The organism is Burkholderia aenigmatica (assembly GCF_902499175.1).
Lineage (GTDB): Bacteria > Pseudomonadota > Gammaproteobacteria > Burkholderiales > Burkholderiaceae > Burkholderia > Burkholderia aenigmatica.
In genome coordinates this window covers 60,203-86,679 of the sequence record NZ_CABVQC010000012.1, presented here as the reverse complement: position 1 = coordinate 86,679, position 26,477 = coordinate 60,203, and the positions used below count along the sequence as shown (strand labels likewise).

Sequence of the window (26,477 nt, the reverse complement as noted above, 5' to 3'; positions counted from 1 at the left end):
CGGACGAGATGACCGGCACGCGAGAGGTTGCCGACGCGCGGCAGTCGCGTGTTGCATCCCGGCCCCCAGAACAAGGATTGTCATGACGTTCCGCATTCGTTCGCTTTCCGGCGTCGCATTGACCGCCGCGATCCTCGCGCTCCAGACGGGCGCGGTTCATGCGCAGGAGACGGTCGTCAAGGTCGGCGTGGCCGGCCCGCTGACGGGCGGTGGCGCCGCGTACGGCAAGGACATCGAGAACGGCGTGCGCATGGCCGTCGACGAAGCGAATGCCGCACATACGACGGTGGGCGGCAAGCCCGTGAAGTTCGTCGTCGCGTCGCAGGACGACCAGAGCGATCCGCGCACCGGCGTGCAGGCCGCGCAGCAGCTCGCCGACGCACAGGTGGCCGTCGTGATCGGCCACTTCAACTCGGGCACGACGCTGCCCGCATCGAAGATCTACGCGAAGGCCGGCATTCCGATGATCACGCCGTCGGCGACCAATCCCGACATCACGCGCGCCGGGCTCGGCACCGTGTATCGCGTGATCGCGACCGACACGCAGAACGCCGGCAACGCAGGCGCCTATGCGGCGAGCGTGACCAAGGCGAAGCGCATCGCGATCATCGATGATCGCACCGCGTTCGGCCAGGGCGAAGCCGACGAATTCGAGAAGTCGGTGAAGGCGAACGGCGGCACGATCGTCGCGCGCGAATTCACGAACGACAAGGCGGTGGACTTCAGCGCGCAGCTCACGAAGATCAAGAGCACCAATGCCGATCTCGTGTTCTTCGGCGGACTCGACGCGCAGGCCGCGATGCTCGTGAAGCGCATGCGCCAGCTCGGCATCCGCGCGCAGTTCCTCGCGGGCGGCGGCGTGATGAACGCGAACTTCATCAAGCTGGCCGGCAATGCGGCGGAAGGCGCGTCCGTGTGGGAATACGGGCAGCCGCTGTCGCGTCTCGCGAAGGGCAAGCAGTTCGAAACGAAATTCAAGCAGAAGTACGGCATCGACATGCTCGCGTACGCGCCGTTCGCGTACGACGCGACGTGGATCGCGATCAACGCGATGCAGAAGGCGAACTCGACGAAGCCGGCCGATTTCAACGGCGCGCTGAAGGGCACGCGCTACGACGGCATCACGGGCACGATCGCGTTCACGAACACGGGCGACCTGAAGAACCCGAGCTCGACGCTGTATGAGGTGAAGAACGCCGCGTGGCAGCCCGTCACGACGAAATCGGCGGATTAACCCGCGCGCGCGGACTTTCGCGGCGATGCCGGACGTGCTGAAATGCCATCAGCGATCGGTTGCGATCGCGGCGCACGCCGGTGTGGCAGCCGCCCGGGTCTGCCCGCGCGACGCCGCGTGTGACGCGGCACGAACAACCCACGGGCATGGCCGGCTGGCCGCGCCCAACCTGTGCAACTGGAGTCAGTCGTGAGTTCTCAAGTCGTCATCGTCGGCGGTGGTGTGATCGGCAGTTCGATCGCCTATTTCCTGCGCGCCACCGATCCCACGGTTTCCGTGACCGTGATCGAGCGCGACCCCACCTACGCGCGATCGTCGTCGGCGTTGTCGGCCGCGTCGATCCGCCAGCAGTTCTCGACGCCGCTGTCGATCGAGATGTCGCTGTTCGGCATCGACTTCCTGCGCACGATCGGCGAACGGCTCGAAGTGGACGGCTACCAGCCGTCGATCGACCTGCACGAAGGCGGCTACCTGTTTCTCGCGACGCCGGCCGGCGATGCGACGCTGCGCGAGAACCATGCGCTGCAGACGAGCCTCGGCGCGGACATCCGGCTGATGGATCGCGATGCGCTGCGCGCGAAGTTTCCGTGGCTGAACGTCGACGATCTCGTGTCGGGCGCGTACGGCGTGAGCGGCGAAGGCTGGTTCGACGGCTACGGGCTCGTGCAGGCGCTGCGCAAGAAGGCGCAGGCGCTGGGGGCGCGCTATGTGCCGTCCGACGTGAAGTCGGTGGTGCGCGACGGCCGCAAGGTGACGCATGTGGTCACGGCCGATGGCGAGCGCTATGCGTGCGACACGCTCGTCAACGCGGCAGGGGCGTGGACGCGCGCGCTGTCGTCGATGATGGGTATCGACATTCCCGTGTATGCGCGGCGCCGCAGCATCTTCAACGTGTCGTCGCCGGCGAAGCTCACGGATTGTCCGCTGCTGATCGATCCGACCGGCGTGTATTTCCGGCCGGAAGGGCGCACGTACATCTGCGGGACGTCCCCGAGCCCGAACCGCGACCCGGACGACCTGCCGCTCGACGAAGTCGACCACGACCTGTTCGACGACGTGATCTGGCCGACGCTCGCGAATCGCGTGCCGGAGTTCGAGGCGCTGCGCGTGGAGAACTGCTGGTCCGGATACTACGAGTACAACGTGTTCGACCACAACGCGATCATCGGGTATCACCCCGAGCTCGACAACGTCGTGTTCGCGAACGGCTACAGCGGCCACGGGCTGCAGCAAGGGCCGGCGACGGGGCGCGGGGTCAGTGAACTCATTCTGGGCGGGCGTTATGACACGCTCGACCTATCGACGCTCGGCTGGGCGCGGGTGCTGGAAAACCGGCCGATCGTCGAAAAGAACGTCGTGTAGCGCGGCGTAACCCGCCCGGTGTGGTGGGCGGGGATTCTCCTTGTGTCTCAACTCATTGGCCCGACTGTGTCGGGCCTTTTTTGTTGCGCGCGCAATTGTGCGTGTCAGCCGATGCCGTAGATCGCGTCGCGCAGATCGAGCGTGTACGGGCCGTTCATCCCTTCGTAGAGCGTGTTCGACAGCGACACGACGGTGAGTCCGCGGGTGCGGTCGACGAACCACGAATGCCCGTAGACGCCGCCCCAGCGCCACGTGCCCGGGGACTCCGGCGACAGTGCCGCGCGCGGGTCGCGCAACACGGAAAACCCGATCCCGTAACCCGCACCCGGCAGGTCGGGCAACTCGAGGTTGCCGGAGTGGATGCGGCCCATTTCGTCGACGAGCTCGGCCGGCAATACTGCGCCACCGCCCGCTCGTAGCGTGTCCAGCACGTTCAGCACGTCGCCGGCGGTGCCGACCATCCCGGCGCCGCCCGATGCGAATGCATCCGCGTTGAGCGCACGCGACGGCGAGTACGTCACGCCGACGGTTCCCTCGTAGATGGGTACGGCTTCGTTCTCGGCGAGCCGGTGCGGCTGCGGCGTGTCGTTGACGTAAGGCGTCGCGAGCCGCGCGGCGTCGCGTGCGACGAATCCCGTGTCGCGCGTACCGAGCGGGCGGAGCACGAGCGCATCGACCGCATCGGCGAGCGGCAGTCCGGTGACGGCCTCGATCACCGCCCCAACGACGTCGATCGACAGCGAATAGTTCCAGCCGGTGCCGGGTGCGTACAGCAACGGCACGCTCGCGATCCTGCGCATGTTTTCGGCGAGCGTGATCGATGCGCCATCGAGCCCGTCGGAGACGCCCGCACGCGCATACGGGCCCGTCGCGTCGGCTTCCGCGAAGCGATAGCCGAGGCCGGCGGTATGCGTGAGCAGGTGGCGCACCTTGATCACCGGTACGCTGCCATCACGCAGCGCCGGCCGGAACTCGGGCAGCCAGCGCGTGACGTCGTCGTCGAGCGACAGCTTGTGCTGTGCAACGAGCGCCATGGCGGCCGCCGCGACGATCGGCTTCGTCACCGACGCGAGCCTGAACAGCGTGTCCTCTTGCATCGGCGTGCGCGCTTCGCGGTCGGCGAACCCGGCCGCACGGCGATAGACGAGCTCGCCGTCGCGTGCGATCAGGACGACCACGCCGACGAGGCGTTGCGTTTCGAGTTGACGGGACAGTACCGCATCGACGCGCTGGGTGAGTGCGGGATCGGCCGACGGTTGCTGTGATGACGCTCGGTTGGGGATCATCGAAGACTCTGTCGTGAGGGGGGAGCCGACATGTTAGGCGGCACGCGGCGGAAGTGCCACTTATCCATACATGGAACAGGGCTTCGTGCGCCGCACGGTCGACGTCGACGGCCACCGGGCGGGCGATTCAGCCGGGGGGCCGCGGCGGCTCCGTGGCAGCGAGGCGCTCCGGCTGGCGGCGGCGCCACGTCGCCCATACGCGGGACCGCCGACAAAATAGGCCCCAAGCGGCGCGCGGCCTTCGTTAGAATCTGCTTTCGTCGAGAAAATAACGCAATTGCATGGGTGCAGGGCGGTATCGCATGACGGACACTGCTCGCCCAGATTCCATCGTTCATCTTTCACCGGAGGCGAGCATGCCTGGTTTACTTCCCGATGTTGACCGCGAGGGGCTCCTCGAATATTCGGTGGTGTACACCGATCGCTCGGTCAACCATATGTCGCAACGCTTTCAGGGCGTGATGCGCGACATCTCCGCCACGCTGAAAAAAGTCTACAACGCGAAGTCGGTCGTGATCGTCCCCGGCAGCGGGACGTTCGGCATGGAAGCCGTCGCGCGGCAGTTTGCAACGAACAAGAAGTGCCTGGTCATCCGCAACGGCTGGTTCAGTTTCCGCTGGTCGCAGATTTTCGACATGGGCAGCATTCCGTCCGAAACGACGGTGCTGAAGGCGCGCCCGGTCGAAGCGGGACGGCAGGCCGCATATGCGCCGGCCCCGATCGACGAAGTGGTCGCCGCGATCAAGGAGCACAAGCCGGATCTGGTGTTTGCGCCGCACGTCGAAACCGCGTCCGGGATGATGCTGCCCGATGCGTATCTGCGCGCGGTGTCGGACGCCGTGCATGCGGTCGGCGGCATGTTCGTGCTGGATTGCATCGCGTCCGGCACGGTGTGGGTCGATATGCAGGCGAGCGGCGTCGATATCCTGATCAGCGCGCCGCAGAAGGGCTGGAGCGCGTCGCCGTGCTGCGCGATGGTCATGCTCAGCGCGCTCGCCCGCGAACGCATCGACGCGACGACCAGCACCAGCTTCGCGTGCGATCTGCGCAAGTGGCTGCAGATTATGGAAGCCTATGAAGGCGGCGGGTTCGCGTACCACGCGACGATGCCCACGGACAGCCTCACGACGCTGCGCGACGTGATGAAGGAAACCGAGGCGTACGGTTTCGACAAGGTGAAAGCGGAGCAGCTCGAGCTCGGCACGCGCATTCGCGCGCTGCTGGCCGACAAGGGTTTCCGCAGCGTCGCGGCCGAAGGCTTCGAGGCACCGGGCGTCGTGGTCAGCTATACGGACGACGACGGGATTCGAACCGGGAAGAAATTTGCCGACGTCGGCCTGCAGATCGCGGCCGGCGTGCCGCTGATGTGCGACGAGCCGGAGGATTTCAAGACCTTCCGTCTCGGGCTGTTCGGCCTCGACAAGCTGCATGATGTCGATGGGGCGGTTGCACGGTTTGCCGACGCGCTGGATCGGATTCTCTAGCAGGCTGGTGAAATCGGGAACGGTATAAACGGGCCCGGAGGGCGGTGCGTTAGAGAGACGCAGCAGTTTCTTTCGCATCGTCGCTCATTGCGACAGTGTCCCGGTCGGAGTTGGCCGGGTAATCGGCGACGGCGGCTGTTTCGTCGAGATCGTCGATATCGCGGTGTTGCCCGCTCACCAGAAGAAAGACGTAGGCGACCTGATCATGCGGGCGCTCATGGGCTACATTCACGAGCATGCGCCGCCGACCGCCTATGTCAGCCTGATGGCCGATCACGGGGCGCCGAAGTGCTACGAGCGTTACGGCTTCCAGCCGTCGCTGCTGCCCGACAAGGCAGGGATGTTCCTGCGCATCGCGTCACGCGCGGGACGCCGATGCAAGCCGTCAGATGTGGTGGTGCACGATCTTGACGCGATGCCCGAGAATCTTGCCGAGTTCGACGGCGAGACGTGGCTCGATCAACCAGTTCGTGAACCCGAATCCGAGATTGCCGAATGCCCAGTCGAGCTCGAGGAACGTCCAGTCGACGATGCGTGCCGAGCCGCCGCATGCGGGGCAGGCGAGCGTGTCATCGGCTTCGTTCGAGTACCAGGCGCCGACTGCGTCGCCCCAGGGTACCTCATCGAGTGAGTGAGACGCGCCGCAGTGTGGACAACGTACGTCGTTGGGCCCCGGGCCTGAATGAAAGACCGTGCGTTCGGTCTCGAGGCCGACGCCACACCAGTCGTTGCCGAGACTGATGAACTCGGACCACGCATCGGCATTCGGGCCGGGACGATAGATATCGCCGTGCAGCCCATTGCCGCTTTCGGGCACCGCTTGCACGATGCCTTGCTCGGCAAGCCATGCGATGCCGCGTTGCGCGAGGATCGGTGCTTCTTCAAGGCTTGCGTCGATATCGACGACCCAGACGATATTGTCACTCATGGCGAATCGGGGTATCTGATCGGATGGTCGGGGTTCACTGGCTCAGTCACTCGATTGTCGGCGATCCGAACGTGCCTGTCGAATGACCCGGATTGGACCCTGTCGCCGGTCTCCACAGTACCGATGAAGGCTTCATTGACGGGGAGGACGATCGAACGATGACACGGCCGGCGCGTTTCGTCACGACGTCGGCAACGTTCAACCGGCCGCCAGGCGCTGATTCGGGTAAGGGTCTTCATCCGAAGACTGGTGCCAGACGGATCGATCGGCCCGCTGAAGTGCTTCAGCATGTTTTTCCCTGAGCCGTTCGATGTCCGACGCCGCCAACAGGTTTTCCGAGGCACGGATCGAGTCGCCGCTGGTGAGATACAGATAGAGCGCGGTCAACTCCTCCAGTTCTGGCGCGTCCGATGTGACCGCGAAGATGGCTGGATCGGTGTCGGTCGGATCGATCTCGACGCTCGGGGCGTCGCTTTTCCTGTCGCGGAGGTACAGGCGCGTCCAAAGCCTGCTGTTGACCGGATAGGCGTCGCCATCCGTATCCACATTCCGTGGGTGCCCGTACAGCAGGTCGATAAAGCATCTGAAATCCGGGCGGTTCCTGGCGATCTTGACGGTATGCATTGGGTTCCTGGCTGTTCGCACGCTGCTGTGGATCGCAGCAGGAAGCGATTCTGAATGCTATGTCGAAAGACGTTTCGTTCGCGATCTGGCGGTGTCGAAGACGCGCGTCGATGTCTTGCGAGGTCGAGTCTGCTGACGGCCATTCCCGTGAGCACCCGTTTCCGAATCATTCCGGACGTCTTGAGCTTCAAGGCGCCCGGTCGTGGGTGTCTTTGGGGCGGCGGCTCTCACCGCTTACGGGTTCTTGTCTGGCTACTTGCCCGATTCGTCCGCTGACCATACGGCCAGTTCATAGCCGTCGTGATCAAGAAAGTGGAAACGCCGGCCGCCGGGGAACGAGAAAGTCTGGCGGCTGATGATGGCCCCCGCCGCCTCGATCCTTCGTTGGGTTTCGACCAGATCGTCAGCGTAGAGGATGACGAGCGGGCCGCCCGGCCGGACGGGCCCACCGGTTGTCAACCCACCCGTGATCCGGCCGTCTTGAAACTCGGTGTAGGTTGGGCCGTAATCAGTGAAGGTCCAGCCGAAAACGCTGCCATAGAAGGCCTTGCTTCGTGCAATGTCGCTGACACTGAATTCGATGTTATCGATCTGGCGGTCTTTCCCTCGAATGCTCATGCGTACCCGTTTCCGTAGTGGTTTGCCGGGAGGCAATTATATGTGCCGCGACCGCACGTAACGACATGGAACGGTTCCGGAGATCAAGTCCTTCAATCATCGCCGATGACGGACAGGTGCTGCGTGCCAGGCGGGCAGCCGCTACCGCGTCAGGCAATACAAAACATCGGGACAACCTTCCTCGTTCCTGCTTCCGTCGCTGTATGCAATCGCAACGAACCCATGCCGCTCATAAAACGCAGCAGCATCGCGATTCATCTGGAACGTATAGAGCTGGAGCATGCCAACCGTCTGCGACTTCACCGATTCCAGGAGGGAAGACCCAATCCCTCGTCGCTTGAATTCGGGGCACACATACAACTGGTCAAGCCATGCCACGCCATCGGTAACGACGTGCGCGGCCATGCCGACTACGCGGTTATCGTTCACGGCAACGGTAACGTTGCCCGACGGCACAAGTATGTTGGCCACCCAATCGTGGACAGCGGCTTCGGCGTGCGCGAGCGGCGCATAGGATGCCAGCGTGTTGCGCGACCGTAGATAGACTTCAGCCACCTCTGCGGCATCATCCGCAATCGCTCGACGCAAGATCAAGGGCATGTATCGGCCGCTCCGAAAGCTTCAAAAGGGGCACAACGATAGCAGCACGGAATCGAACTTCCAAGATCGCGCAGACTGCGCTGGAACTGGCGCGATCGGAAGTTCAATGCGGCGTATCGAGTCTCCGGTACAGCGAATCGGCGGTGAGATCTCGTTACCGATTCACGGCTTCCCGCCAGGATTCCCGGGATCCGACATTCCCGTATCATCTGTCCGATTCGCCCGGATCGCACGACCTGGCGATCCCGCACAAACGAGAGGACGAGCGATGAAGGTCGAAGGGCGCGGCCACGGTAAAGCGATCGAGCACGACGCGGCGGCAGCGCCGAAGCGGGCCGGTATCGCATCCGTCACGAAGAGCACCGACCCGCGCGACTACCAGCATGCGCCGGGGATCGCCGCCGTCATGCCGAAAGCATTCCCCGACGGCTTCGTTGTCGCCGAGCATCGGCACCCGCGCGCGCAACTTGTCTACACCACGACGGGCATCGCTGAAGTCATCGCCAGCCAGTCGCTCTGGATGATCCCGCCTCATCGCGCACTCTGGATTCCGCCGGACCTGCCGCACGCGATGCACGCGCACGGGCCACTCGAAATGCGCACGGTCTACGTCGACCTGCAAGCGTACCGGTCGGCAACCCCGGATCAGCCGAGCCTGGTCAACGTTTCGCCGCTGCTGCGTGAATTGATCGTGCGCGCGTCGTCGTTCCCGATCGAGGTCGATCCCGACGGCCGCGACGATCTCGTCATCCAGCTCATGCTGGCCGAAATCGAGTGGTCTCCGGAGCAGCCCTTGCCGCTGCCGTCAGGCCAGGACCGGCGTCTTGCCCGAGTCTGCGACGCGCTGCTCGAGCATCCGGCCGATCAGCGAACGCTGACGGAATGGGCCGATGAAGTCGGTGCGTCGAGCCGGACACTGGCCCGGCTGTTCACCGCCGAAACCGGGCTGTCGTTCAGCCAGTGGCGCCAGCAAGCCCGGATTTCGGCCGCGCGCCCGCTGCTGGCGTCCGGATGCGCGGTGATCGCCGTCGCGGCCGAACTCGGCTACGAAACCACGAGCGCCTTCTCGACCGTGTTTCGCCGGTTTGTCGGCATGACGCCCAGCGCGTACGCGAAACTGTCCGATTCCGCGTAGCAATCGTCTTTCCTGCAAACGCGGGGCGCGGCGTGCACGCTTATCGTGTCGGTCATCGATAACACTGACCGAATGAGGTAAGCCGACATGACGCGACACGACATCGAATTCCTGTCTGAAGCCGCCACGCTGCGAGGCTGGTACTACGAGCCGGCGCAGCGCCGCGCCGATACGCCGACGTATCCGGCGATCGTGATGGCGCACGGTTTCTCCGGCGTGAAGGAGCAATATCTGGACCGCTACGCCGAGGTGTTTGCCGCCAGCGGTTTTGGCGTGCTGCTCTACGATCACCGGAATTTCGGTGCGAGCGACGGGTACCCGCGTCAGGAGATCGACCCCGTGCAACAGAAGCGCGGCTATCGCGATGCGATCAGCTATCTGCTGACCCGCCCCGAGGTCGACGCCGCACGCATCGGCATCTGGGGCACCAGTTACAGCGGTGGCCACGTGCTCGAAGTCGCGGCAATCGACCGGCGCGTCAAATGCGTGGTTGCGCAGGTGCCGACGGTCAGCGGGTATCAGTCGGCGTTGCGCCGCACGCGTTCCGATCTGGTGCCGGCGCTGCTGGCTCGCTTCGACGAAGATCGCGCGCAGCGATTCGCGGGCGGCGCGCCGGCGATGTTGCCGGCAGTGAGTGCCGATCCCGCGACGGCCTGTGCGATGGCCGGCGCGGATGCGTACCGGTTCTTCACCGAGTCGGCGGCGCAGTTTGCACCGAACTGGAAAAACGAAGTGACGCTGCGCAGCGCCGAGATGTCGCGCGAGAATGAACCGGGCCAGTTTGTCGATCGCATCTCGCCCACCCCGTTGCTGATGATCGTGGCCGACCAGGATCTGCTGACGCCCACCGACCTGTGCCTCAAGGCGTGGGGAAACGCGCTGGAGCCGAAGCGCTTGCTCCAGATCAAGGGCGGGCATTTCACGCCGTATATCGAGCATTTCGGCGCAACCAGCCAGGCGGCGGTGGAGTGGTTCACGCTGCATTTGTCCGGCACGCGTTGATCTGGCACGTTGCTGTGTTGGCGGTGTCCATAGCTTGTATGACTGCCGCCGCTGCCGGTTTTGACGGTGCGTGCGTTTGCCGGGCACGTGGAAGCTTGAAGCGCGATGGCGCCAATCTGCCAGCCCGGAGCGACGCACGCGAACGGCACGCCGTGCCGTCGTGACACGGGCACGCGGGCTCACGGGCGATGTGTCACCACCTGGACGCATGCGACGGCAGCCGATGCTTCGTTATATGGAGTAATAGCTGTAATTTGGCCTGAAATTTTCTTTCGGGCGACTCGGGCTAGACTGGTCTCGCCTTGATACCCCCCAAGGTGTTGTTGTGTTCTCGGCTTGGCCCGCGCATTCACGTGCGGGCCAATTTTTTCGGGCGGGCGCCGCGGGCGGCCGGACGATCGCCGACAGGATGCACATTGGAGGAAACGTAGCGTGACAGTACGCCCGACAGTCCGCGATGCCGGTTTGCTCGTGCGGATCGCCGCGTTGAGCGCGGCGGCCGCCGCCGCGATGATGTCCGCCATGCCGCCGGCGTTCGCGCAAGCCAGCGAGTCCGTGACCAGCAGCGTATTCGTGCACCGGTCGTACGATACGGGCAATAGCGCGATCAATGAAAACTTCCAGTACATCGCGCATCCGCCGATCCAGCCGGTTGCCGCGAGCGCGCCCCCGGTCGTGCGTGGCGCACACCGCGGCCGCCGCGGACAGACGGGCACCACGAATTCGGCCGGCGCAACGGGCAGCGGGGCGAATAGTGCTGCGGTTCCGTTGCCGACGATGCCGGCGGACGGAGCATCCGGCGCTCCGGTTTCGCAGTAGTCGTTTCTTTCCGAATCCTTCCAGGCAAGCCTGTCGATCGACGATCGGTCGCAACGCCGTGCGCGATCGTCGGCTATTGCCAGGATCATGATGATGTCAGGTAGCGCGCAGTGACCGCTCGATGAGGGATGAGCGGGATGTCTCCTTGTATCTCGCTCGTTGGCCCGACTGTGTCGGGCTTTTTTTTTCGGTCGCGAGCGGGGGTGCCGGCGACGGCTACGTGTGGCAACATCGCGGTGATTTCCACATTCCATCCGGGTGCCGGCAGACCCATCTATCCGAGGGGGAGTCATGTTTGACCATGTCAAATTCGGTGTGAGCGACTTTGCAGCCAGCAAGGCGTTTTTCCTGAACGCGCTTGAACCGCTTGGCGTAGTGGTGCAGGGGGAGGGCGAGCCTTCGTACGGCATCGAGATTTCTCCGCCGGGCCAGCCCTCGTTGTGTCTGTTCCAGACGACGGAGAAACCGGCGCATCTTCACATCGCGTTCGTGGCCGAGCATCGGCAGCAAGTCGACGCGTTCTATCGCGCGGCGCTGGAGTCAGGCGGGAAGGACAATGGCGCGCCGGGGCTGCGGCCGCGTTATCACGCGAATTACTACGCGGCGTTTGTCATTGGGCCGGACGGACACAATATCGAGGTGGTTTGCCATCGGGCCGAGGGGTGATTGGCCGGGCATTCCTCCCATTGGCAAACACGCAATGAGTACATACGACACGCGTCAATACGATGTCCGTCTGCTTCTGGCGACGCCGGAGGCGCCGTGCGGGTGGAACCATTCCGTATGGCAGCAACTGGTTCCCGCTTTGACGCCACTGCTGTCGTCGGCACGGGGCCGGACATCGTTGCGGATGACCCAGCTCGATCGGCGTCGGCAGGGTTCACCTAACCAGACTGTCGTGCGGTTCGGCCCGATCGGGTGGAATGAAAAATCGCACCGAAAATGGACCCACTTGTCACCCGATAGCGACCAGGATTCGCCGCATTGGGACTTCGTCTGCTTTTCGGCTTGGTCGCCTGGCCCGGGCAAGTGCAACGATTGCCCGCCGGATGGCTTTCTTGCAGTACGCAATGCCACGGGTGACGGTCATGATCGAAGCCGTAGCCAGTTCTCCTACACGATTCTTGCCGCAATGGCCTGCGACCACCCGGAGGCCGAGCCAGCGTTGAACCTCGCTTTCTCTGCATTGAGCGCTGCAATCCCGTCGGTTCTTCTCGCCGGGACACGACGTTCGTGGGCCGGCCGTGAGATCGGCGAATTTCCAAGATCGTTGACCGACTGCGATACATTCGGGGCGCCGTTCAAACCGGGACCGAAACACGAGATACCCCCTTCGCTCGATATGCTCGAAGGTCACTGGCACATCGTGACCGTGTAGGGGGCGTCATGCGGGTATCGCAATCTTCAGTACCCTGCGCAAACAGCGCAGCGTTCCGGCGTGGGCGCGGCCATGTCAGGCAGCGGGCGGCGAGGTGCAGGCGCCTGGGTCATAGCCGTATTCGCGTGGGTTCCAGCGTACGGTTTCAGGCTGTCCGTGGGCGTAGCGGCTGGATGAATGGTCTATTTCTTCCACGATGGCGGGAAAAACAGCTCCGTGGTCGCCGCAAGCGAACTGGCGTCAAACATCTTCAAAAGGTGTTCGGCTCGCATGTCGTACAGCTTGATATGCACCAACTCGATCGCGCCGCTGTCGTCCTCAAGCGTGGATGCGTCCACTTCCGGACTCACGTAGTGTTGTTCGCCGGCGAACTGTTCGAGTGGCTGCATCCCGAGCGCCGTCGCGAGGAAGATTCGGGTGGCCTCGGGCAGACGGGTATCGGCAGTGAACTCCCAGCCATCGTCGGTTAGCCGCTTTTCATTCGGTAGCGGGAGAATGAATGCTGCTTCGTAGCGTCGCCTCAACGGAACCCCCTTGAATCATGGCGAAAGACAGACGATTGAAGCATATCTCTTCCCGCTCCGGCGTTCGGCATGATCGGGCTTCGTCGACAAGAATCCGGGAACGCCGCCGCAAACATCCGCAGCAGGTTTGCGTGAAGACCCGGAAGATGACCCCGACGTCTTCCAGCCGCACACACAATTCCTTCGATTTCACTTGCACCTGACGCTACGTCAGCTTTTATGGTCGACCCCGACGACTGGGAAAAAATGCGACTCAAAATCGGCGATCTGGCGAAGCAGGCGGGACTGAGCGTCCGGGCCCTGCATCACTACGATGCAATCGGGCTGCTGTCACCGTCGCAGCGCACGGACGGCGGCGCGCGCCTGTATGGGCGGGACGACCTCGTCCGGCTGCATCGGATCGAGGCGCTGAAGCGGTTCGGGTATTCGCTGCCGGACATCAAGGCCAGCCTCGATGGTCAACTCGCAGGTTCGCCGCTCCAGCTTCTGCGGCGCCAGATTGCGGAACTCGACGTGCAGGCATCGCGTGCGCAGCGCCTCAGTCGTCACCTGCGATACATCGTGGACATGATCGCCGCCGGCGACGAGACCACGGCGACCGACTGGCTGAACGCTCTGGAGTTGATGAACATGATCCAAAAACACCTTGATGACGACGAACTCGATGCGCTGCTGGCAACCGGGCCGGATACGATCGCGCCGACGGATCCATCCTGGCTCGAACTGATCGACGAAGTCCGCATTGCCCGGCAGCAGGCGCTGCCGGCCGACAGCGAGGCCGCCCATGCACTGGCGTGGCGCTGGATCCGGCTCGTGGTCCGGATGACCCGCAACGACCCGACGCTCGCGGCCAAGCTGATGACGATGCAGCTCGACGAGCCGCGCGCCCCGCAAATCGTCGGCATCACGGCGGAGATGCTGGCATGGATCGACGAAGCGTTCACGCACGCGCGCTGTGCGCTGCTCGCGAAATACCTCGATCCGGCTCAGGCCGACGAAGTGCGGCGGCGCCAGTTCGCCGCGATGAAGCATCGGGCGTGGCCGGCACTGGTGGTCGAGCTGAGAGCGCACCTGGACGCGGGCGTCGACGCCGGCGCCGCACCGGTGCAGGCCGTCGTCAAGCGCTGGCAGCAGCTGTTTCTCGACAGCTTCTGCGGCGACGACGCGGCGCTGGAGGCACGCGTGCGCGATGCGATGATGCGTGAACCGGATCTGCAACTGGGCATCGGCCTCGACGATGCGTTGCTGGCCTATCTGAACCGGGCGCATATCGTCGGCCACGACACGACACCGATGAACGCCGGCCCCAAGCCGAGCGCATTGATGGTGGCCACGCAGCGGGCCGCGCACCAGGTGCTCGACCGGCCGCTGGTGCTCGACGATCCGGTCGCGCTGACCGTCCTCGGCACGGCCGAGGCGCAAGCGTTGCGCGACAACCTCGACAAGTTCCGCCAGCCGATGACCGTGGGCATGCGCAGCACGGTGGTCGTACGCAGCCGGCTGGCCGACGACGTCTGGGCCGATGCGATCGAACGCGGCACCCGCCAGTACGTGGTGCTCGGCGCGGGGCTCGATACCAGCGCATACCGGCGACCCGATGCGCCGGGGCGCGTGTTCGAGGTCGACCTGCCGGCGACGCAGGCGTGGAAGCAGGCCCGCTTGCGCGAGGCCGGCATCGCGGTGCCGCCGTCGCTGCAGTTCGTGCCGGTCGACTTCGAGCGCGTCGGTCTCGCGGAGGGACTGGCGCGCGCCGGTTTCGATGCCGATGCGCCGGCGCTGTTCAGCTGGCTTGGCGTGACGATGTATCTCGACGAGGCCGCGGTCGTCGAGACGCTGCGCTTCATCGCCGGCTGCGCCAAAGGCAGTGCGGTTCTGCTCGAATATGTGGTCCCGCTGTCGAGCCTGTCGCCGATCGTGCGTATCGCGGTGGAGCAGATGATGGTGCGCTTCGCCGAGCGTGGCGAACCGTGGAAGAGCTTCTTCGAACCCGCCGAGCTGACCGGGAGGCTGGCTGCGCTGGGCTTCAGCCACAGCAACACCTGGACGCCGGACGAGTTGAACCAGCGTTATCTCGCGAATCGTTCCGACGGGCTGCATATCGGCGCGTCACCGGGGCGTCTGGTGCTGGCGACCGTCTGATGTGTGTTGGCCGGCGCACGTCGCCGGCCGCACCCGTTCATTCGACAGACGCGGCCGGATCATCGACAATTCGCGCCTAACAAAACATGAGAGAAGGGGGCAGGTGCATGCGCAGGGTTTTCAAGCCGCTCGGCGTGATCTTGAGCGTTTTCGTCATTGGCATCGCAGGGGCTCAAGCCGCATCCAGCGAACTTGCATTCCCACGTTTCGCTCAGGCGGAGGGCCGGCTGGACAACGAGGGGTTCCCGTTGTCCGGCGTGAAACTCTGCGTGCTCCCCGATCGCGCGCCGTGCTTCGAAATGCCGCCCGCGCTGCTGTACGATGGCTCGAAGGACGTGTACCAGTTCGGTCTGAAGCCGCGATCCGAACGGTTGCCGATTGCGTCGGGCGGCTCGTGGGTGTTCTTCTCGGGGATGTTCTTCGGCGGTGGCAGCGGGATGCTGGAGCGCGTGGCGATATTGCGTTATGGCGCGAACGGCAAGATCGAGAACCTGATGCCGAAAGTCACCCAGACGGAGCTGGCCGACCGCGCGATGTGGAAGGTGCCGGACGTGTCGCCCTATCCGGTGTTCGTTCGAGCCGATTACGTGTGGGGCGACGGCGAGAGTCATTTCGAGGCGCACCTGTTCGTCGTTGATGCGTGGGTGTTCGATCCCGCCACCAGCCAGTACAGGAAGCGGTTTTCCTACCGGACGACCAAGCGCTATGACCGCGGCGAGGGCTCGGATCATGTGCTGACCGCCGAGCGTGCGGAAATTCTGCGTCGCCTCACCGCCAGCCAGTAGCCTGCTACGGGGCGGCCCGGTATTCGTCGAAGCGTATGACGGCTTTCGGCGGACCCGGCGCGCGAACCCTTATCGCTGCGCGTCCCCGTACGTCTCCCTGCACACCTCGCGCAGTGCGTCCACGAGCAGATCGCGCGCCGGCGCGCGCGAATCGGCGGCGCGGGTAAACAGCGCGATGGGCGGGAGCGTCCACACCAGCGAGTACGGCACGATCGCCACGCCCGCGAACCGCACCAGTTCTTCCGCGATATCGGCGGGCACGATCGAGACGGCCTCGTCGCTCGACGCGATCATCTCGCCGATCAGCTTCGACGAATAGCTTTCGACGATCGGAACGGGCGGCGGGATGCCGGCCGACAGGAACAGGTCGGTCACCTGTTCCCGCATCGGCGTATGCGGTGCGCCGAGAATCCAGTCGAGCGCGTGCAGCTTGTGCCAGTCGAGCGCGGTGCGAGCCAGTTTCGCGGCCAGACGCCGGCTCGCGATCATGCGCGGCTGCTGCTGGTACAGCACCTCGAAGGAGACCTGGCCCAGATCGATCGCCGACGACGCCCGCCCGATCACGATGTCGACGCTGTGGTCCCTGAGCTGCAGCAGGAGCTGATCGCTGGTGCCTTCGTGAATCGTCACGGTCACGCGCCGCTCCATGCGCGCTTGCAGCCGCTTGAGCGCCGCCGACAGCATCTGTCCGGAAATGAACGGAATCACGCCGATATGCAGGTGGGCCGCATGCCCGGCGGCGACGGCCTCCATTTCGCGGGCGAGGTGGTCGAGATCCTTGATCATCGCCTTCGCCCGCTCGAGCACGACCGCGCCGAGCGCGGTGGGCCGCATGCCGCGCGACGAGCGCTCGAACAGCGGCGTGCCGAACATGCTCTCCAGCTCGGACAACGCGTTCGTCACGGCCGGCTGGCTGCTGGCCATGTGCTCCGCGACGCGCGTCAGCGATCCGTGCTGCTGGATCTGCAACAACAGCACCAGGTGCCGCATCTTCAGGCGCGCGCCCAGCCGCCTGACCACGTCGTTCGCGTCAAAAGTCATTGACTGGTCATGTATTCATCATGAAAAAGTGATGAGCCGATATTAAAACAGAATCATCTCCTTATGGCGGATCCCTAGAATCACCTTCATGGATCGCGCCGGGACTGGCCTGGCGCCCGTGCCCGGATCGGAAAAACATGAAACAGACAGAGACACAGCAGCAGGCCGCGTTCGACTATCACGAATTTCCGACCCCGGGAAAGATCTCGGTCGTCGCCAGCAAGCCGCTCGTGACCCAGCGCGATCTCGCGCTGGCCTACACGCCGGGCGTGGCGGGCGTGTGCGAAGCCATCGCCGCCGATCCGCTGCAGGCGCACCGTTTCACGAGCCGCGGCAATCTGGTGGGCGTGATCACGAACGGCACGGCCGTGCTGGGTCTGGGCAACATCGGCCCGCTCGCGTCCAAGCCGGTCATGGAAGGCAAGGCCGTGCTGTTCAAGAAGTTCGCGGGGATCGACGTGTTCGACATCGAGATCAACGAAACCGATCCGGACAAGCTGGTCGACATCATCGCCGGTCTCGAGCCGACCTTCGGCGGCATCAACCTCGAGGACATCAAGGCGCCCGAGTGCTTCACGGTCGAGCAGAAGCTGCGCGATCGCATGAAGATTCCGGTGTTCCACGACGATCAGCACGGCACCGCCATCACCGTCTCCGCCGCGTTCATCAACGGGCTGAAGGTCGTCGGGAAGTCGATTTCGGACGTGAAGGTCGTGACGTCGGGGGCCGGCGCCGCCGCGCTGGCCTGCCTGGACCTGCTGGTCGACCTCGGGCTGCCGGTTGAAAACGTCTGGGTGACCGACATCGAAGGCGTCGTCTATCGCGGCCGCACCGCGCTGATGGACCCGGCCAAGTCGCGCTTTGCGCAGGAAACCGACGCGCGCAAGCTCGCGGAAGTGATCGGCGGCGCGGACGTGTTCCTGGGCCTGTCGGTCGGCGGCATCCTGACCGCCGACATGCTGAAAGAGATGGCGCCGCGCCCGCTGATTCTCGCGCTGGCCAATCCCACGCCGGAAATCTTCCCGGAACTGGCGCATGCGACGCGCGACGACGTCGTGATCGCGACGGGCCGCTCGGACTACCCGAACCAGGTCAACAACGTCCTCTGCTTCCCGTACATCTTCCGCGGTGCGCTGGACGTGGGCGCGACGACGATCACCCGCGAAATGGAGATCGCCGCGGTTCACGCGATCGCGGGGTTGGCCGAGGAGGAGCAGAACGAAGTCGTTGCGGCCGCCTATGGTGCGTACGACGTGGCGTTCGGTGCGCAATACCTGATTCCGAAGCCGTTCGATCCGCGCCTGATCGTCCGCATCGCGCCGGCCGTGGCCAAGGCGGCGATGGAAGGCGGCGTGGCGAAGCGCCCGCTGACCGATCTCGACGCGTACGTCGAGCAACTGCAGCAATTCGTCTACCACTCCGGCGCGTTCATGAAGCCGCTGTTCGCGACGGCGCGCCAGCTGGTGCGCGACGGTGGCAAGGCACGGATCGTCTTTACCGAAGGCGAGGACGAGCGCGTGCTCCGCGCGGTGCAGGTGATCGTCGATGAGAAGCTGGCGCGTCCGATCCTGGTCGGGCGCCCGGAAGTGCTGCTGGCGCGCATCGAGCGATTCGGGTTGCGGATCCGGCTCGGGCAGGATGTCGAGGTGACGAACCCCGAGTATGACGAGCGGTTCCCGCAATACTGGACGACGTACTGGGAACTGCGGTGCCGGGATGGCATCTCGAAGGAAATGGCGCGGGTCGAGATGCGCCGCCGCCTGACGCTGATCGGCGCGATGATGGTGCGGCTCGGCGACGCGGACGGGATGATTTGCGGGACGGTGGGCGAGTATCACAACCACCTGCGGTTCGTCGACGAGGTGATCGGGAAGAAGCCGGGTGCGTCCACCTATGCGGCGATGAACATCCTGTTGCTCGATCAGCGGACGGTCGCGCTGGTGGATACGCACGTCAACGACAACCCCGATGCGGAGCAGATCGCGGAATTCACGATTGCCGCGGCACGTCAGATGGAATGGCTGAATCTGACGCCGAAGGCGGCGTTGCTGTCGCGCTCGAACTTCGGGTCGGGCAGTGCGGCTTCGGGCGTGAAGATGCGTCGGGCGCTGGAGATCGTCCGGGAGCAGGCGCCGGATATCGAGGCCGACGGCGAGATGCATGGCGACTGTGCGCTCGACGAGGGCTTGCGGTCGCGGCTGCTGCCGATGTCGCCGCTGAAGGGGGCGGCCAACCTGCTCGTGTGCCCGAACGTGGATGCGGGGAATATCGCGTACAACCTGCTCAAGACCGAGGCGGGCAGTAATGTGGCGGTGGGGCCGTTCCTGCTGGGCGTCAATGCGCCGGTGAACATTCTGACGTCGAGCTCGACGGTGCGGCGGATCGTGAATATGGCGGCGCTGACGGTGATTGAGGCGAATCGCAACGCGGGTGCCTGAGTAGGGGCAGAAAGGGGGCGGGTTGACCGGGCGTGGTGTCGTTCGGGGAACCCGCCCCATTCGTTATTGATTCGAACACGTCGTGTCGCGCGGCGTGGGTCGAAACGGCGTTCGGGTTCGTCAATGCGATCAAAGGCGGGATCGGCGTTGTTCATTTCCTTATGGCGATCTTGACGAGTGCCGTTTATTACAAGATCGTGAAACGACGCCTGATTTTCCCATTTCTTGCACTTCTCCAATCGAAAGGGCGACGGGATAGGTGGCGCCGAGGGCGAGAAAGCTCGAGCCGCTTAATTCCTGGCTGAGAGTCAATAGAGCCCCGATACGAATCTCGCGATCGATACGCATGCGAGGCTGACTGGCACGGCATCAAAGAGGGGGAAATTCGCCGAATTTCCCGTGCGCAGCGCGCACTATCCGGGAGTACGGCCGCAGAGTCGCCACGGTTGGCCGGGTTCAGAAAAGAGATGAGTGGTTTAAAGCGACTCACGAGAATTATCGGAAATTTTTTCCTGAAAAATTGTGAAGTCTCTTTAATTTCGTGTGTGCCGGTCATATTTTCCGTCTATTTGAAATAGATGAGGTGCAACGGCCACTATCGTCTTGTTCCGAAAGGTATTTATAATCACCGCTCGGCAGAAACCCCACCTGAATACCAACCAAGGGCAAGCTGCATGGGCCATACCGCGCTTTATAAGACATTGCGTCTTGGCGACGCGCAATACAATCGTCTTGTCAAACTGGACACGCCGCTCGGCGTCGACTGGTTATTGCCGCTCTATGTGAAAGGAACGGCTAGACTCGGCCGCGATTACGAATTCGAGATTGATGCCGTTTCACCGCGCGGCAGTCAGATCGAACTCAGCGCGCTGCTCGCCAAGCCGGTCACGCTTTGGATCCAGCAGGCAAACGGCTCATACATGCCGATCCATGGCTATGTTCACCGATTCAGCCGGTTGGGGGCGGATGGGCCGTTGACCTTTTACAAGCTGGCCTTCTCTTCCTGGCTCTATTTTCTGCGCCTGCGCCGCGATATGCGGGACTGGCAGGAGCAGAACGGCGAGCAGATTCTGACCGACGTATTCGACCAGCATCCGCAAGCACGCGGCGCGTATCGTTTCGATTTGCATAAACCGCTTCCGTCGTATTCGAACCGCGTGCAATGGGAATACGACCTGAACTTCGTTCATCGCAGCCTTGAAGAGGTGGGCGTGTTCCCGTACTTCGAGCAGGCGGACAATGGTCGGTCGCACACGATGGTGCTGACGGACGACGTTTATTTTGTCCCGCAGCTGAAGCAGCCGGTTGTCGAGTTCGGCCCTACGGAAATCAGCGGCGAACTGGACGGGTTCGCGCAATGGAAGGAGCAGCTCCAGATCGATAGTGCGCAACTGACGTCGCGCTCGTTCGACTACAAGCGCCCCGATCTTCCTCGGCAGGTGCAGGGTGTGACCGACGTGGACGGCAAGCTGCCGACCGATGGGGAGATCTACGACTATCCCGGTGCGTACATGTGGTCGGATCGTGAGCAAGGCGAGCGTCTTGCGCAGATTCGGCTCGAAGAGCGCAAGTCGCGGATGAAGCGCTTTCACGGCATCGGCGGCTTGCGTTGTGCGATGCCGGGGCGGCGCTTCGAACTGCGCGGCCATCCGGTACACGATGCGGGCAGTCAACCGGATCGCGAATTCGTTCTGCTCGGCGTCGACTGGTTGATCTGCAATAACCTGCCCGGTCTGGACGAAGCAGAGCAATTCCCCGACGGGCTGGCTGAGGAGGTTGCGCAAGCGAAGGCAGGCGCGACGGTTCGCCATGCCGACGGCAGCGAAGGTTTCTTTCAGGTGATGGTCGAAGCGCAACCGCGCAACGTTCCGTTCCGCAGCCCGTTCGAACACAAGAAGCCCGTGATGCAGTTGCAGAATGCGATCGTGGCCGGGCCGAGCGGCGAGGAGGTCTATACCGATTCGCTGAACCGGGTGAAGGTGTGGTTCCACTGGAATCGCCGCAACGGCCAGGATGAACGCGCGTCGTGCTGGGTACGTCCGACGTTTCTGGATGCGGGCTCGAGCCGTGGCGGGATTCAGCCACTACGCAAGGGCGACGAAGTCGTCGTGGGCTTCATGGAAGGTGACTGCGATCGGCCCGTCATCATTGCGAGGATGTACGGGGGCGCGACGCAGCCGGTGTGGCACACAAACGGTTTGCTGTCCGGTCAACGCTCGCGCGAGTACGGCGGCACCGGCTACAACCAGCTCGTGATGGACGACTCGACGCAGCAGAATCGGGTTCACCTTTACTCGAGCAGCTACCAGTCTCATTTGCACCTCGGGTACCTGATCCAGCAGACCGACAATACGCGTGGTGCGTTCCTCGGTAGCGGTTTCGACCTCAAATCGGACGCCTATGGCGCCATTCGGGCGGGGCAGGGCTTGTTCGTATCCACGCACCCGACAGCGACGAACCAGCCATTGAACGTGACCGCTGCATCCGAGCAGTTGGCCAGTGCGGAAACCGTCGTCGATCTGACGTCGCAGGCGAGTTCGGCGAACCAGGCGGAGAGCCTGCAGGAAGGGCAGGACGCGCTCAAGAAATTCACCGACGCGACGCACTATGGCGTGAGCGGCGGCGCCGGCAGTGGTGGTCGGACGGACGGGGGCGGCACGGGCAACGCGAACGGGTTCTCGACGCCGATCATGCTGATGGCGAGTCCCGCCGGCGTGGGCCTGTCGACGCAGGAGTCGGCGCAGGTCACGGCGAACCAGCAGGTCAATATCGTCAGTGGCAAGAGCGTGCACGTGGCGGCCGGCAAATCGCTGATCGCGAGTGTGATGGAGAAGATCAGCCTGTTCGCGCAGAACGCGGGGATCAAGCTGTTTGCGGCGAAGGGCAAGGTCGAGATTCAGGCGCAGAGTGACGAGATGAAGCTTTCGGCGCTCAACGACGTGACGATCACGAGCTCGAACGGGAAGGTCGTTATCTCGGCCGAAAAAGAAATCTGGATCGGCGCAGGCGGCTCGTATATCAAGATCACACCTGATCTGATCGAGAACGGAACGAGCGGCCAGATTCTCGAAAAATGCGCATCGTGGGACAAGCCGGGCGCATCGTCGATGCGCTTGCCTTCACCGCTTGCCAGTGTGCCGAAGGGCTGTTCGTGGAAGACCGCTGCGGCATCGGCCGATAGCGCGTCGAGCGTCGTGCTGGAGTGACGGGATGGAAACGATCGAACCTGTTGATGACTTGAACCGTGAGTTGATCGATTCGACTGTCCGTGCCTTGCGCGCTTATTTCGACCAGCAACGCATGTCGCGCTGTTGCCTTGTAGTCGACCCGAGTCAGCGTGCATTGCCTCAAAGCGACGAGGGTGCACCGTCGTTCCATGATCGGCCTGGCGCCGTCGTCGCAATTGGGCACGAAGCCTTCCCTGATGATCATCGTCCGTATTTGATCGAGCTGGATTTGTCGACCTCGGAAGGTGTGGCGTTGTTGGTTGAAAGCGTTCGGCTGGCCTTCGAAGATCGACAGCCGGATGCCGTCGCAAAGGGGCTCGGTCAACGGATTGGCGGCTGGTTGGCGAGCGACATGGCACCGGAGCAAATCGCCGGATACTGGTCGAATCACATACTGCAAATCGACGATCAGGGGCGCCGATGCGCATTGCGTTTCTACGACGCGCGTGCACTGAGCCTGATGTGGCCGATTCTGTCTGACGGGCAGAAGCGGACCTTGCTTGGCCCGGTCAATGCCTGGCATGCGTTGGATGCCACTGCAAAGTTATGCGTCTATTCGTCGGCAACGACATCGTGTACGGAACTGGATCTGACTGAAGGGCAGTGGCGTGATATCCATCGTCATGGCGTGATAAATCGAGCGCTTGCGTTGCATATGTTGGCTACGCAGCGGCAGCCTCGATCCAGCGAAGTCGAGACCGCGATTGCGAGCGCGACCCGTGCGGAGCAGCACGGACTGACCGATCGCGAGGACAAGATCGCTTTTATCGGGCATGCGCTGGCGTGGCATCCATATTTCGATCGTCATCCGGGCGTCGCACTGGCATTGCGCCAGCGCGCGCCGGATGAGTTCTATACATCCGCTGTCGGTGAATTGAGCGAGGACGAAATCGAAGCGATTCGCCGGGGAGCGTGGTACGACGAGTCGAAGGCAGTTTTGTCTTTCTAGTCTCAGCAGAATAAATCTAGTTCCCATATCGAGAGAGCGAATGGATACAGCAAACCAGTGCGCCAACTGCGAAAAGACGGGGCTGCCGATCCTGCCGGTTCGGTACACAGTCGTGCCGAATTCCGTGGCAGCAAAGTTGCCAGCCGGCGTTAGCGGGCATGGGGTGACTGACGTCAAACTGACTGAACATCGATACGCGCTGCGCACGTTGCGTGCAGGTTGGGTGTATCTGTTCTACGTAAAGGGTGCGCGAGGTAGTAACTACTGGGAAGCGTATAACGTTACGGAGGACGGGCGCTTGTGGAAGCAGTCGCTTCCGCTGCCGGCCCAGCCGACGACGCATCCTGCATGTGCAAAGAAATCTATCGCAGTACCGATGGACATCATTGCTATCGAGAGGCCCGATAAGTGCACTGACCGTGTGTATGTCGCATTTTCGCAGCACGCGTGGCATCGTGACACGTTCGAACTGTACAAGAAGGATGCAGCGCTTCGTCAGAAACGCATGCAATGGATCGAGCCGTCAAAGTGGATCTCGGCGGGCCAGGATGCACAAGGGCACGCTGTCGTTGCAACCCGACAAAGTATCGATGACGTCATCGAATACATGCCTGGCCTCGATCCCAAACTGTTGCAGCCGCCTGCGCAGACGCTGAGCGACGAAACCGGCAAATACAAGCCGGAAGTCATGCGTCAGGTGACGACCTGTTACCCGTTGCGTATTCGTCAGGCGTCTCCCGGGTCGGCCAGTGACGCGTTGATCCGGGTGATGAGCGATGTCGGCCAGCTCGACAAGGGCAAGCATCATCCACCGATGTTGTTGGCATTGTGGGACGGTATCGGGAACGTTCATGAATTGAACGGCTTCCGGAACGACGCTGGGAGCTGGTTACTGACGTACACGCGTGAGCGGGTGAAACAGATCGATGCGCTCGAGTCGATTACCTCTGCTGAAGGAGCGGTACGCAACGGTGCAGTCGAGTCGAAAAGCCGTTTGCGGTCGGCGTGGACGGCTGGTTGGGAGGCGATGAAGAATAATCCGTATGCGGCGGATGGAGTTCCCGATGCTCTGGTCGTATCTCCGGAACAGCAGGCGATGTCCGACAAGAAAATTGCTGCTGCCGGAGTGATCACGCCGGCTGAGGCAAAGCGGATAGGCGATGCCGCTTGGCCGAAGTATTACGGCAAACTCGATCCGAGCAAACTGAACGTGTTTCGACCGTGGTACGAGTCGGTGCAGAAGGCCTCGCATCAGTTACAGGCCAATCGGACGCCGGATGTCGGCGCGTGGCTGAAAGCGTCGACGTTCATGGCTGCGCTGCATGATTATCACGAAAACGATTTCGACGATGGACATGCCTTCGCCGCAGTCATCGATGCTGCGTTGTGGGGTTTGCCGTCGGAGGAGAAGGGCGCCAAGTTGGTCGAGGATCTGGTCAACAACATGGATCCCACGCAACCGTCGAGTCTGGTGTGGCGGGCCTATGCGTACAACCAGCAGGATCAGAAGGAGGAAATCAAGGCGCTGCTGGCGAAGGCAACCGAATACAAGACACAGCCGGCGAGTGCCGGCGATCAAGTCAGTCATTGGGCCGACTTCGTGTCTTCGTATCTCATCAAGAATCTGAAGGCCTTCCTGAAGTTCTGCGACAAGATGACGGATGTGCTAAAGCGCGGAGCAACGGCGGCGTCGGGTTCGGAATATGTCGTGAAAGGTCTTCGTGTCGATCAGCTCGCCGTGACGATAGGCAATGGCCTGTTCAAATGGAGTAAGAGTGCGGAGTTGGCCGATAGCGTCGGTATGTATCTGATTCGCGGCACGTTGATGCTACGAGGCGGGATTGCGCAGGCGGACACAACCAGGCTCATCAAGGCCGCAGTGCTGGCCGAGCCCGCAATGCGCCTGGCTTTGCAGATGGGCTATCGCGCGTTGCGGCAGCAGGGAGTACCCCCGCCTCAGGCGTATCTGCGTTCGCTGCAGGCCGTAGGAGCGGATAAGCGTGTCAAGAATTTGACGGACATGTGGGAGGAGGTCAGCAAGTCGCAAAAGGGGGCGTCGACGCAATTGAATGCGCGGTTGGCTAGTACGCTGGTGGTAATCGAGATGCTGAATTTCGGATGCTTGCTTGCCAAGGCAGATAAGAGCAGCGATGACTATGCGTTGCTGGTGGCGTCCGGGGTGTCGGTGGTAGGGGCCGTATTTACGGTTTCGGAGAAGGCGCTCAAGGCGTTCGGGAGTGACGCAGCGCAGACGCTGCGCAATCTGAAGGCGATTACGAGTTTCCTGGGAGGGGTTGCGGCGCTGATTCAGGCGGCTGTGGACGTCCGGAAGGCGAGAAAAACGGGAAATAGTGTCATTGCTTACCTTTATTACGCCAAAGCGGCATTAGGCTTTGGTACGGGCCTGTCATATCTTCTTACCGCTCTGACATCGTCAGCTCCGCTGCTTGCGCGCTTGGCCGGAAATGGGGGGCGCATTGTGATTCTGGCAAGGGGAGGTGCTGCGGGCATTGCCGGTGCGACCGCAAGATTGGCTTCGTTTACGACCCCGGAGGTTACAGAGGCTGGCGGGTGGTTTGCTCGACAGGGTGCGGCGAAGGCGGCGGGCACGACTGCAGTCGGCGTAGCCGCAGAAGGAATGGGTATAACGATCGGTGGATCAGAGGCATTGTTATTGCTTGGTCGGGGTATTTTGATTCTGACTGGCTGGGAGGTTGCCGTGGCAGTGGTCGCAATCCAATTCCTGATTTGGTATTTTTCGGACGATGAGTTGCAGACATGGCTTGAAAAGTGCTCGTTCGGACGGAAACCTGCGAATCCAGCTTGGGATGCGGGAAAGCAGAGCGATGAATTTGAAAAGGCATTGAAGGTAATGGGTCTTTCGACTGACTGAATGGATTAACG

Annotated in this window: 21 protein-coding genes and 1 pseudogene; 14 read left to right on the top strand and 8 right to left on the bottom strand. The window is 62.9% G+C overall.

What is annotated here, in order from left to right:
* The first annotated feature begins 82 nt into the window (after positions 1–82).
* Positions 83–1,234, top strand: a complete 1,152-nt coding sequence (locus BDO18943_RS11305) for a branched-chain amino acid ABC transporter substrate-binding protein (protein ID WP_122948785.1) — start codon at positions 83–85, stop codon at positions 1,232–1,234.
* 189 nt (positions 1,235–1,423) lie between these two features.
* Positions 1,424–2,596, top strand: coding sequence for an NAD(P)/FAD-dependent oxidoreductase (locus BDO18943_RS11300; protein WP_175022360.1), 1,173 nt, complete (start codon positions 1,424–1,426; stop codon positions 2,594–2,596).
* A 104-nt stretch (positions 2,597–2,700) separates the two neighbouring features.
* Here the strand turns inward: BDO18943_RS11300 and BDO18943_RS11295 are convergent, their stop codons facing one another.
* Positions 2,701–3,882: a serine hydrolase domain-containing protein gene (locus tag BDO18943_RS11295; RefSeq protein WP_175022359.1), complete on the bottom strand. Its 1,182-nt coding sequence runs from the start codon at positions 3,880–3,882 to the stop codon at positions 2,701–2,703.
* Between the two features lie 356 nt (positions 3,883–4,238).
* Between BDO18943_RS11295 and BDO18943_RS11290 the strand changes: the two genes are divergently transcribed.
* Both BDO18943_RS11290 and BDO18943_RS42605 read left to right on the top strand, forming a co-directional pair.
* Positions 4,239–5,366 (top strand): aminotransferase class V-fold PLP-dependent enzyme, encoded by a 1,128-nt coding sequence (locus BDO18943_RS11290; protein WP_175022358.1) that lies wholly within the window; start codon positions 4,239–4,241, stop codon positions 5,364–5,366.
* Between the two features lie 76 nt (positions 5,367–5,442).
* Positions 5,443–5,622: pseudogene (locus BDO18943_RS42605) on the top strand (GNAT family N-acetyltransferase); the annotation flags it as partial.
* Between the two features lie 129 nt (positions 5,623–5,751).
* On the opposite strand, the gene BDO18943_RS11280 reads toward BDO18943_RS42605, so the two are convergent.
* The 4 genes from BDO18943_RS11280 to BDO18943_RS11265 all read right to left on the bottom strand — a co-directional run bounded on the left by BDO18943_RS11280 (position 5,752) and on the right by BDO18943_RS11265 (position 8,136).
* Positions 5,752–6,294 carry a serine/threonine protein kinase gene (locus tag BDO18943_RS11280; protein WP_175022357.1) on the bottom strand — a complete coding sequence of 181 codons (543 nt, stop codon included), beginning with the start codon at positions 6,292–6,294 and terminating at the stop codon, positions 5,752–5,754.
* Positions 6,295–6,492: 198 nt separating this feature from the next.
* Positions 6,493–6,918, bottom strand: coding sequence for a hypothetical protein (locus tag BDO18943_RS11275; RefSeq protein WP_175022356.1), 426 nt, complete (start codon positions 6,916–6,918; stop codon positions 6,493–6,495).
* A 252-nt stretch (positions 6,919–7,170) separates the two neighbouring features.
* Entirely contained in the window at positions 7,171–7,536 is a 366-nt protein-coding gene (locus BDO18943_RS11270; RefSeq protein WP_175022355.1) for a VOC family protein, read from the bottom strand.
* 141 nt (positions 7,537–7,677) lie between these two features.
* On the bottom strand, positions 7,678–8,136 hold the full coding sequence (locus BDO18943_RS11265; RefSeq protein ID WP_175022354.1) for a GNAT family N-acetyltransferase: 459 nt from the start codon (positions 8,134–8,136) through the stop codon (positions 7,678–7,680).
* Here BDO18943_RS11265 and BDO18943_RS11260 point away from each other — a divergent pair.
* Positions 8,135–9,271, top strand: coding sequence for an AraC family transcriptional regulator (locus BDO18943_RS11260; RefSeq protein WP_235995942.1), 1,137 nt, complete (start codon positions 8,135–8,137; stop codon positions 9,269–9,271). The genes BDO18943_RS11265 and BDO18943_RS11260 overlap by 2 nt on opposite strands.
* An 87-nt stretch (positions 9,272–9,358) precedes the next feature.
* Positions 9,359–10,273: an alpha/beta hydrolase gene (locus BDO18943_RS11255; RefSeq protein ID WP_175022352.1), complete on the top strand. Its 915-nt coding sequence runs from the start codon at positions 9,359–9,361 to the stop codon at positions 10,271–10,273.
* 179 nt (positions 10,274–10,452) lie between these two features.
* Here BDO18943_RS11255 and BDO18943_RS11250 read toward each other — a convergent pair whose 3' ends face one another.
* Complete coding sequence (locus BDO18943_RS11250; RefSeq protein ID WP_175022351.1) at positions 10,453–11,181, bottom strand: hypothetical protein; 729 nt, start codon at positions 11,179–11,181, stop codon at positions 10,453–10,455.
* Positions 11,182–11,383: 202 nt separating this feature from the next.
* On the opposite strand from BDO18943_RS11250, the gene BDO18943_RS11245 reads away from it, so the two are divergent.
* Positions 11,384–11,758 carry a VOC family protein gene (locus BDO18943_RS11245; RefSeq protein ID WP_175022350.1) on the top strand — a complete coding sequence of 125 codons (375 nt, stop codon included), beginning with the start codon at positions 11,384–11,386 and terminating at the stop codon, positions 11,756–11,758.
* Positions 11,759–11,792: 34 nt separating this feature from the next.
* Positions 11,793–12,470: a hypothetical protein gene (locus tag BDO18943_RS11240; protein ID WP_175022349.1), complete on the top strand. Its 678-nt coding sequence runs from the start codon at positions 11,793–11,795 to the stop codon at positions 12,468–12,470.
* A 182-nt stretch (positions 12,471–12,652) separates the two neighbouring features.
* Here BDO18943_RS11240 and BDO18943_RS11235 read toward each other — a convergent pair whose 3' ends face one another.
* On the bottom strand, positions 12,653–12,994 hold the full coding sequence (locus BDO18943_RS11235; RefSeq protein ID WP_175022348.1) for a hypothetical protein: 342 nt from the start codon (positions 12,992–12,994) through the stop codon (positions 12,653–12,655).
* Between the two features lie 246 nt (positions 12,995–13,240).
* Between BDO18943_RS11235 and BDO18943_RS11230 the strand changes: the two genes are divergently transcribed.
* Positions 13,241–15,133: an SAM-dependent methyltransferase gene (locus BDO18943_RS11230; protein ID WP_175022347.1), complete on the top strand. Its 1,893-nt coding sequence runs from the start codon at positions 13,241–13,243 to the stop codon at positions 15,131–15,133.
* An 86-nt stretch (positions 15,134–15,219) separates the two neighbouring features.
* On the top strand, positions 15,220–15,918 hold the full coding sequence (locus tag BDO18943_RS11225; protein ID WP_235995940.1) for a hypothetical protein: 699 nt from the start codon (positions 15,220–15,222) through the stop codon (positions 15,916–15,918).
* A 69-nt stretch (positions 15,919–15,987) separates the two neighbouring features.
* On the opposite strand, the gene BDO18943_RS11220 is transcribed toward BDO18943_RS11225, so the two are convergent.
* Positions 15,988–16,959, bottom strand: a complete 972-nt coding sequence (locus tag BDO18943_RS11220) for a LysR substrate-binding domain-containing protein (protein ID WP_175022346.1) — start codon at positions 16,957–16,959, stop codon at positions 15,988–15,990.
* 137 nt (positions 16,960–17,096) lie between these two features.
* Between BDO18943_RS11220 and BDO18943_RS11215 the strand changes: the two genes are divergently transcribed.
* From BDO18943_RS11215 to BDO18943_RS11200, 4 genes are all read left to right on the top strand, one after another.
* On the top strand, positions 17,097–19,397 hold the full coding sequence (locus BDO18943_RS11215; RefSeq protein WP_175022345.1) for an NADP-dependent malic enzyme: 2,301 nt from the start codon (positions 17,097–17,099) through the stop codon (positions 19,395–19,397).
* 674 nt (positions 19,398–20,071) lie between these two features.
* Positions 20,072–22,603: a type VI secretion system Vgr family protein gene (locus tag BDO18943_RS11210; RefSeq protein WP_175022344.1), complete on the top strand. Its 2,532-nt coding sequence runs from the start codon at positions 20,072–20,074 to the stop codon at positions 22,601–22,603.
* A 4-nt stretch (positions 22,604–22,607) separates the two neighbouring features.
* Entirely contained in the window at positions 22,608–23,573 is a 966-nt protein-coding gene (locus BDO18943_RS11205) for a DUF4123 domain-containing protein (RefSeq protein ID WP_175022343.1), read from the top strand.
* Between the two features lie 40 nt (positions 23,574–23,613).
* A complete protein-coding gene (locus BDO18943_RS11200) occupies positions 23,614–26,466 on the top strand; it encodes a T6SS effector BTH_I2691 family protein (protein ID WP_175022342.1) in 2,853 nt (950 codons plus the stop codon).
* Positions 26,467–26,477 lie beyond the last annotated feature (11 nt).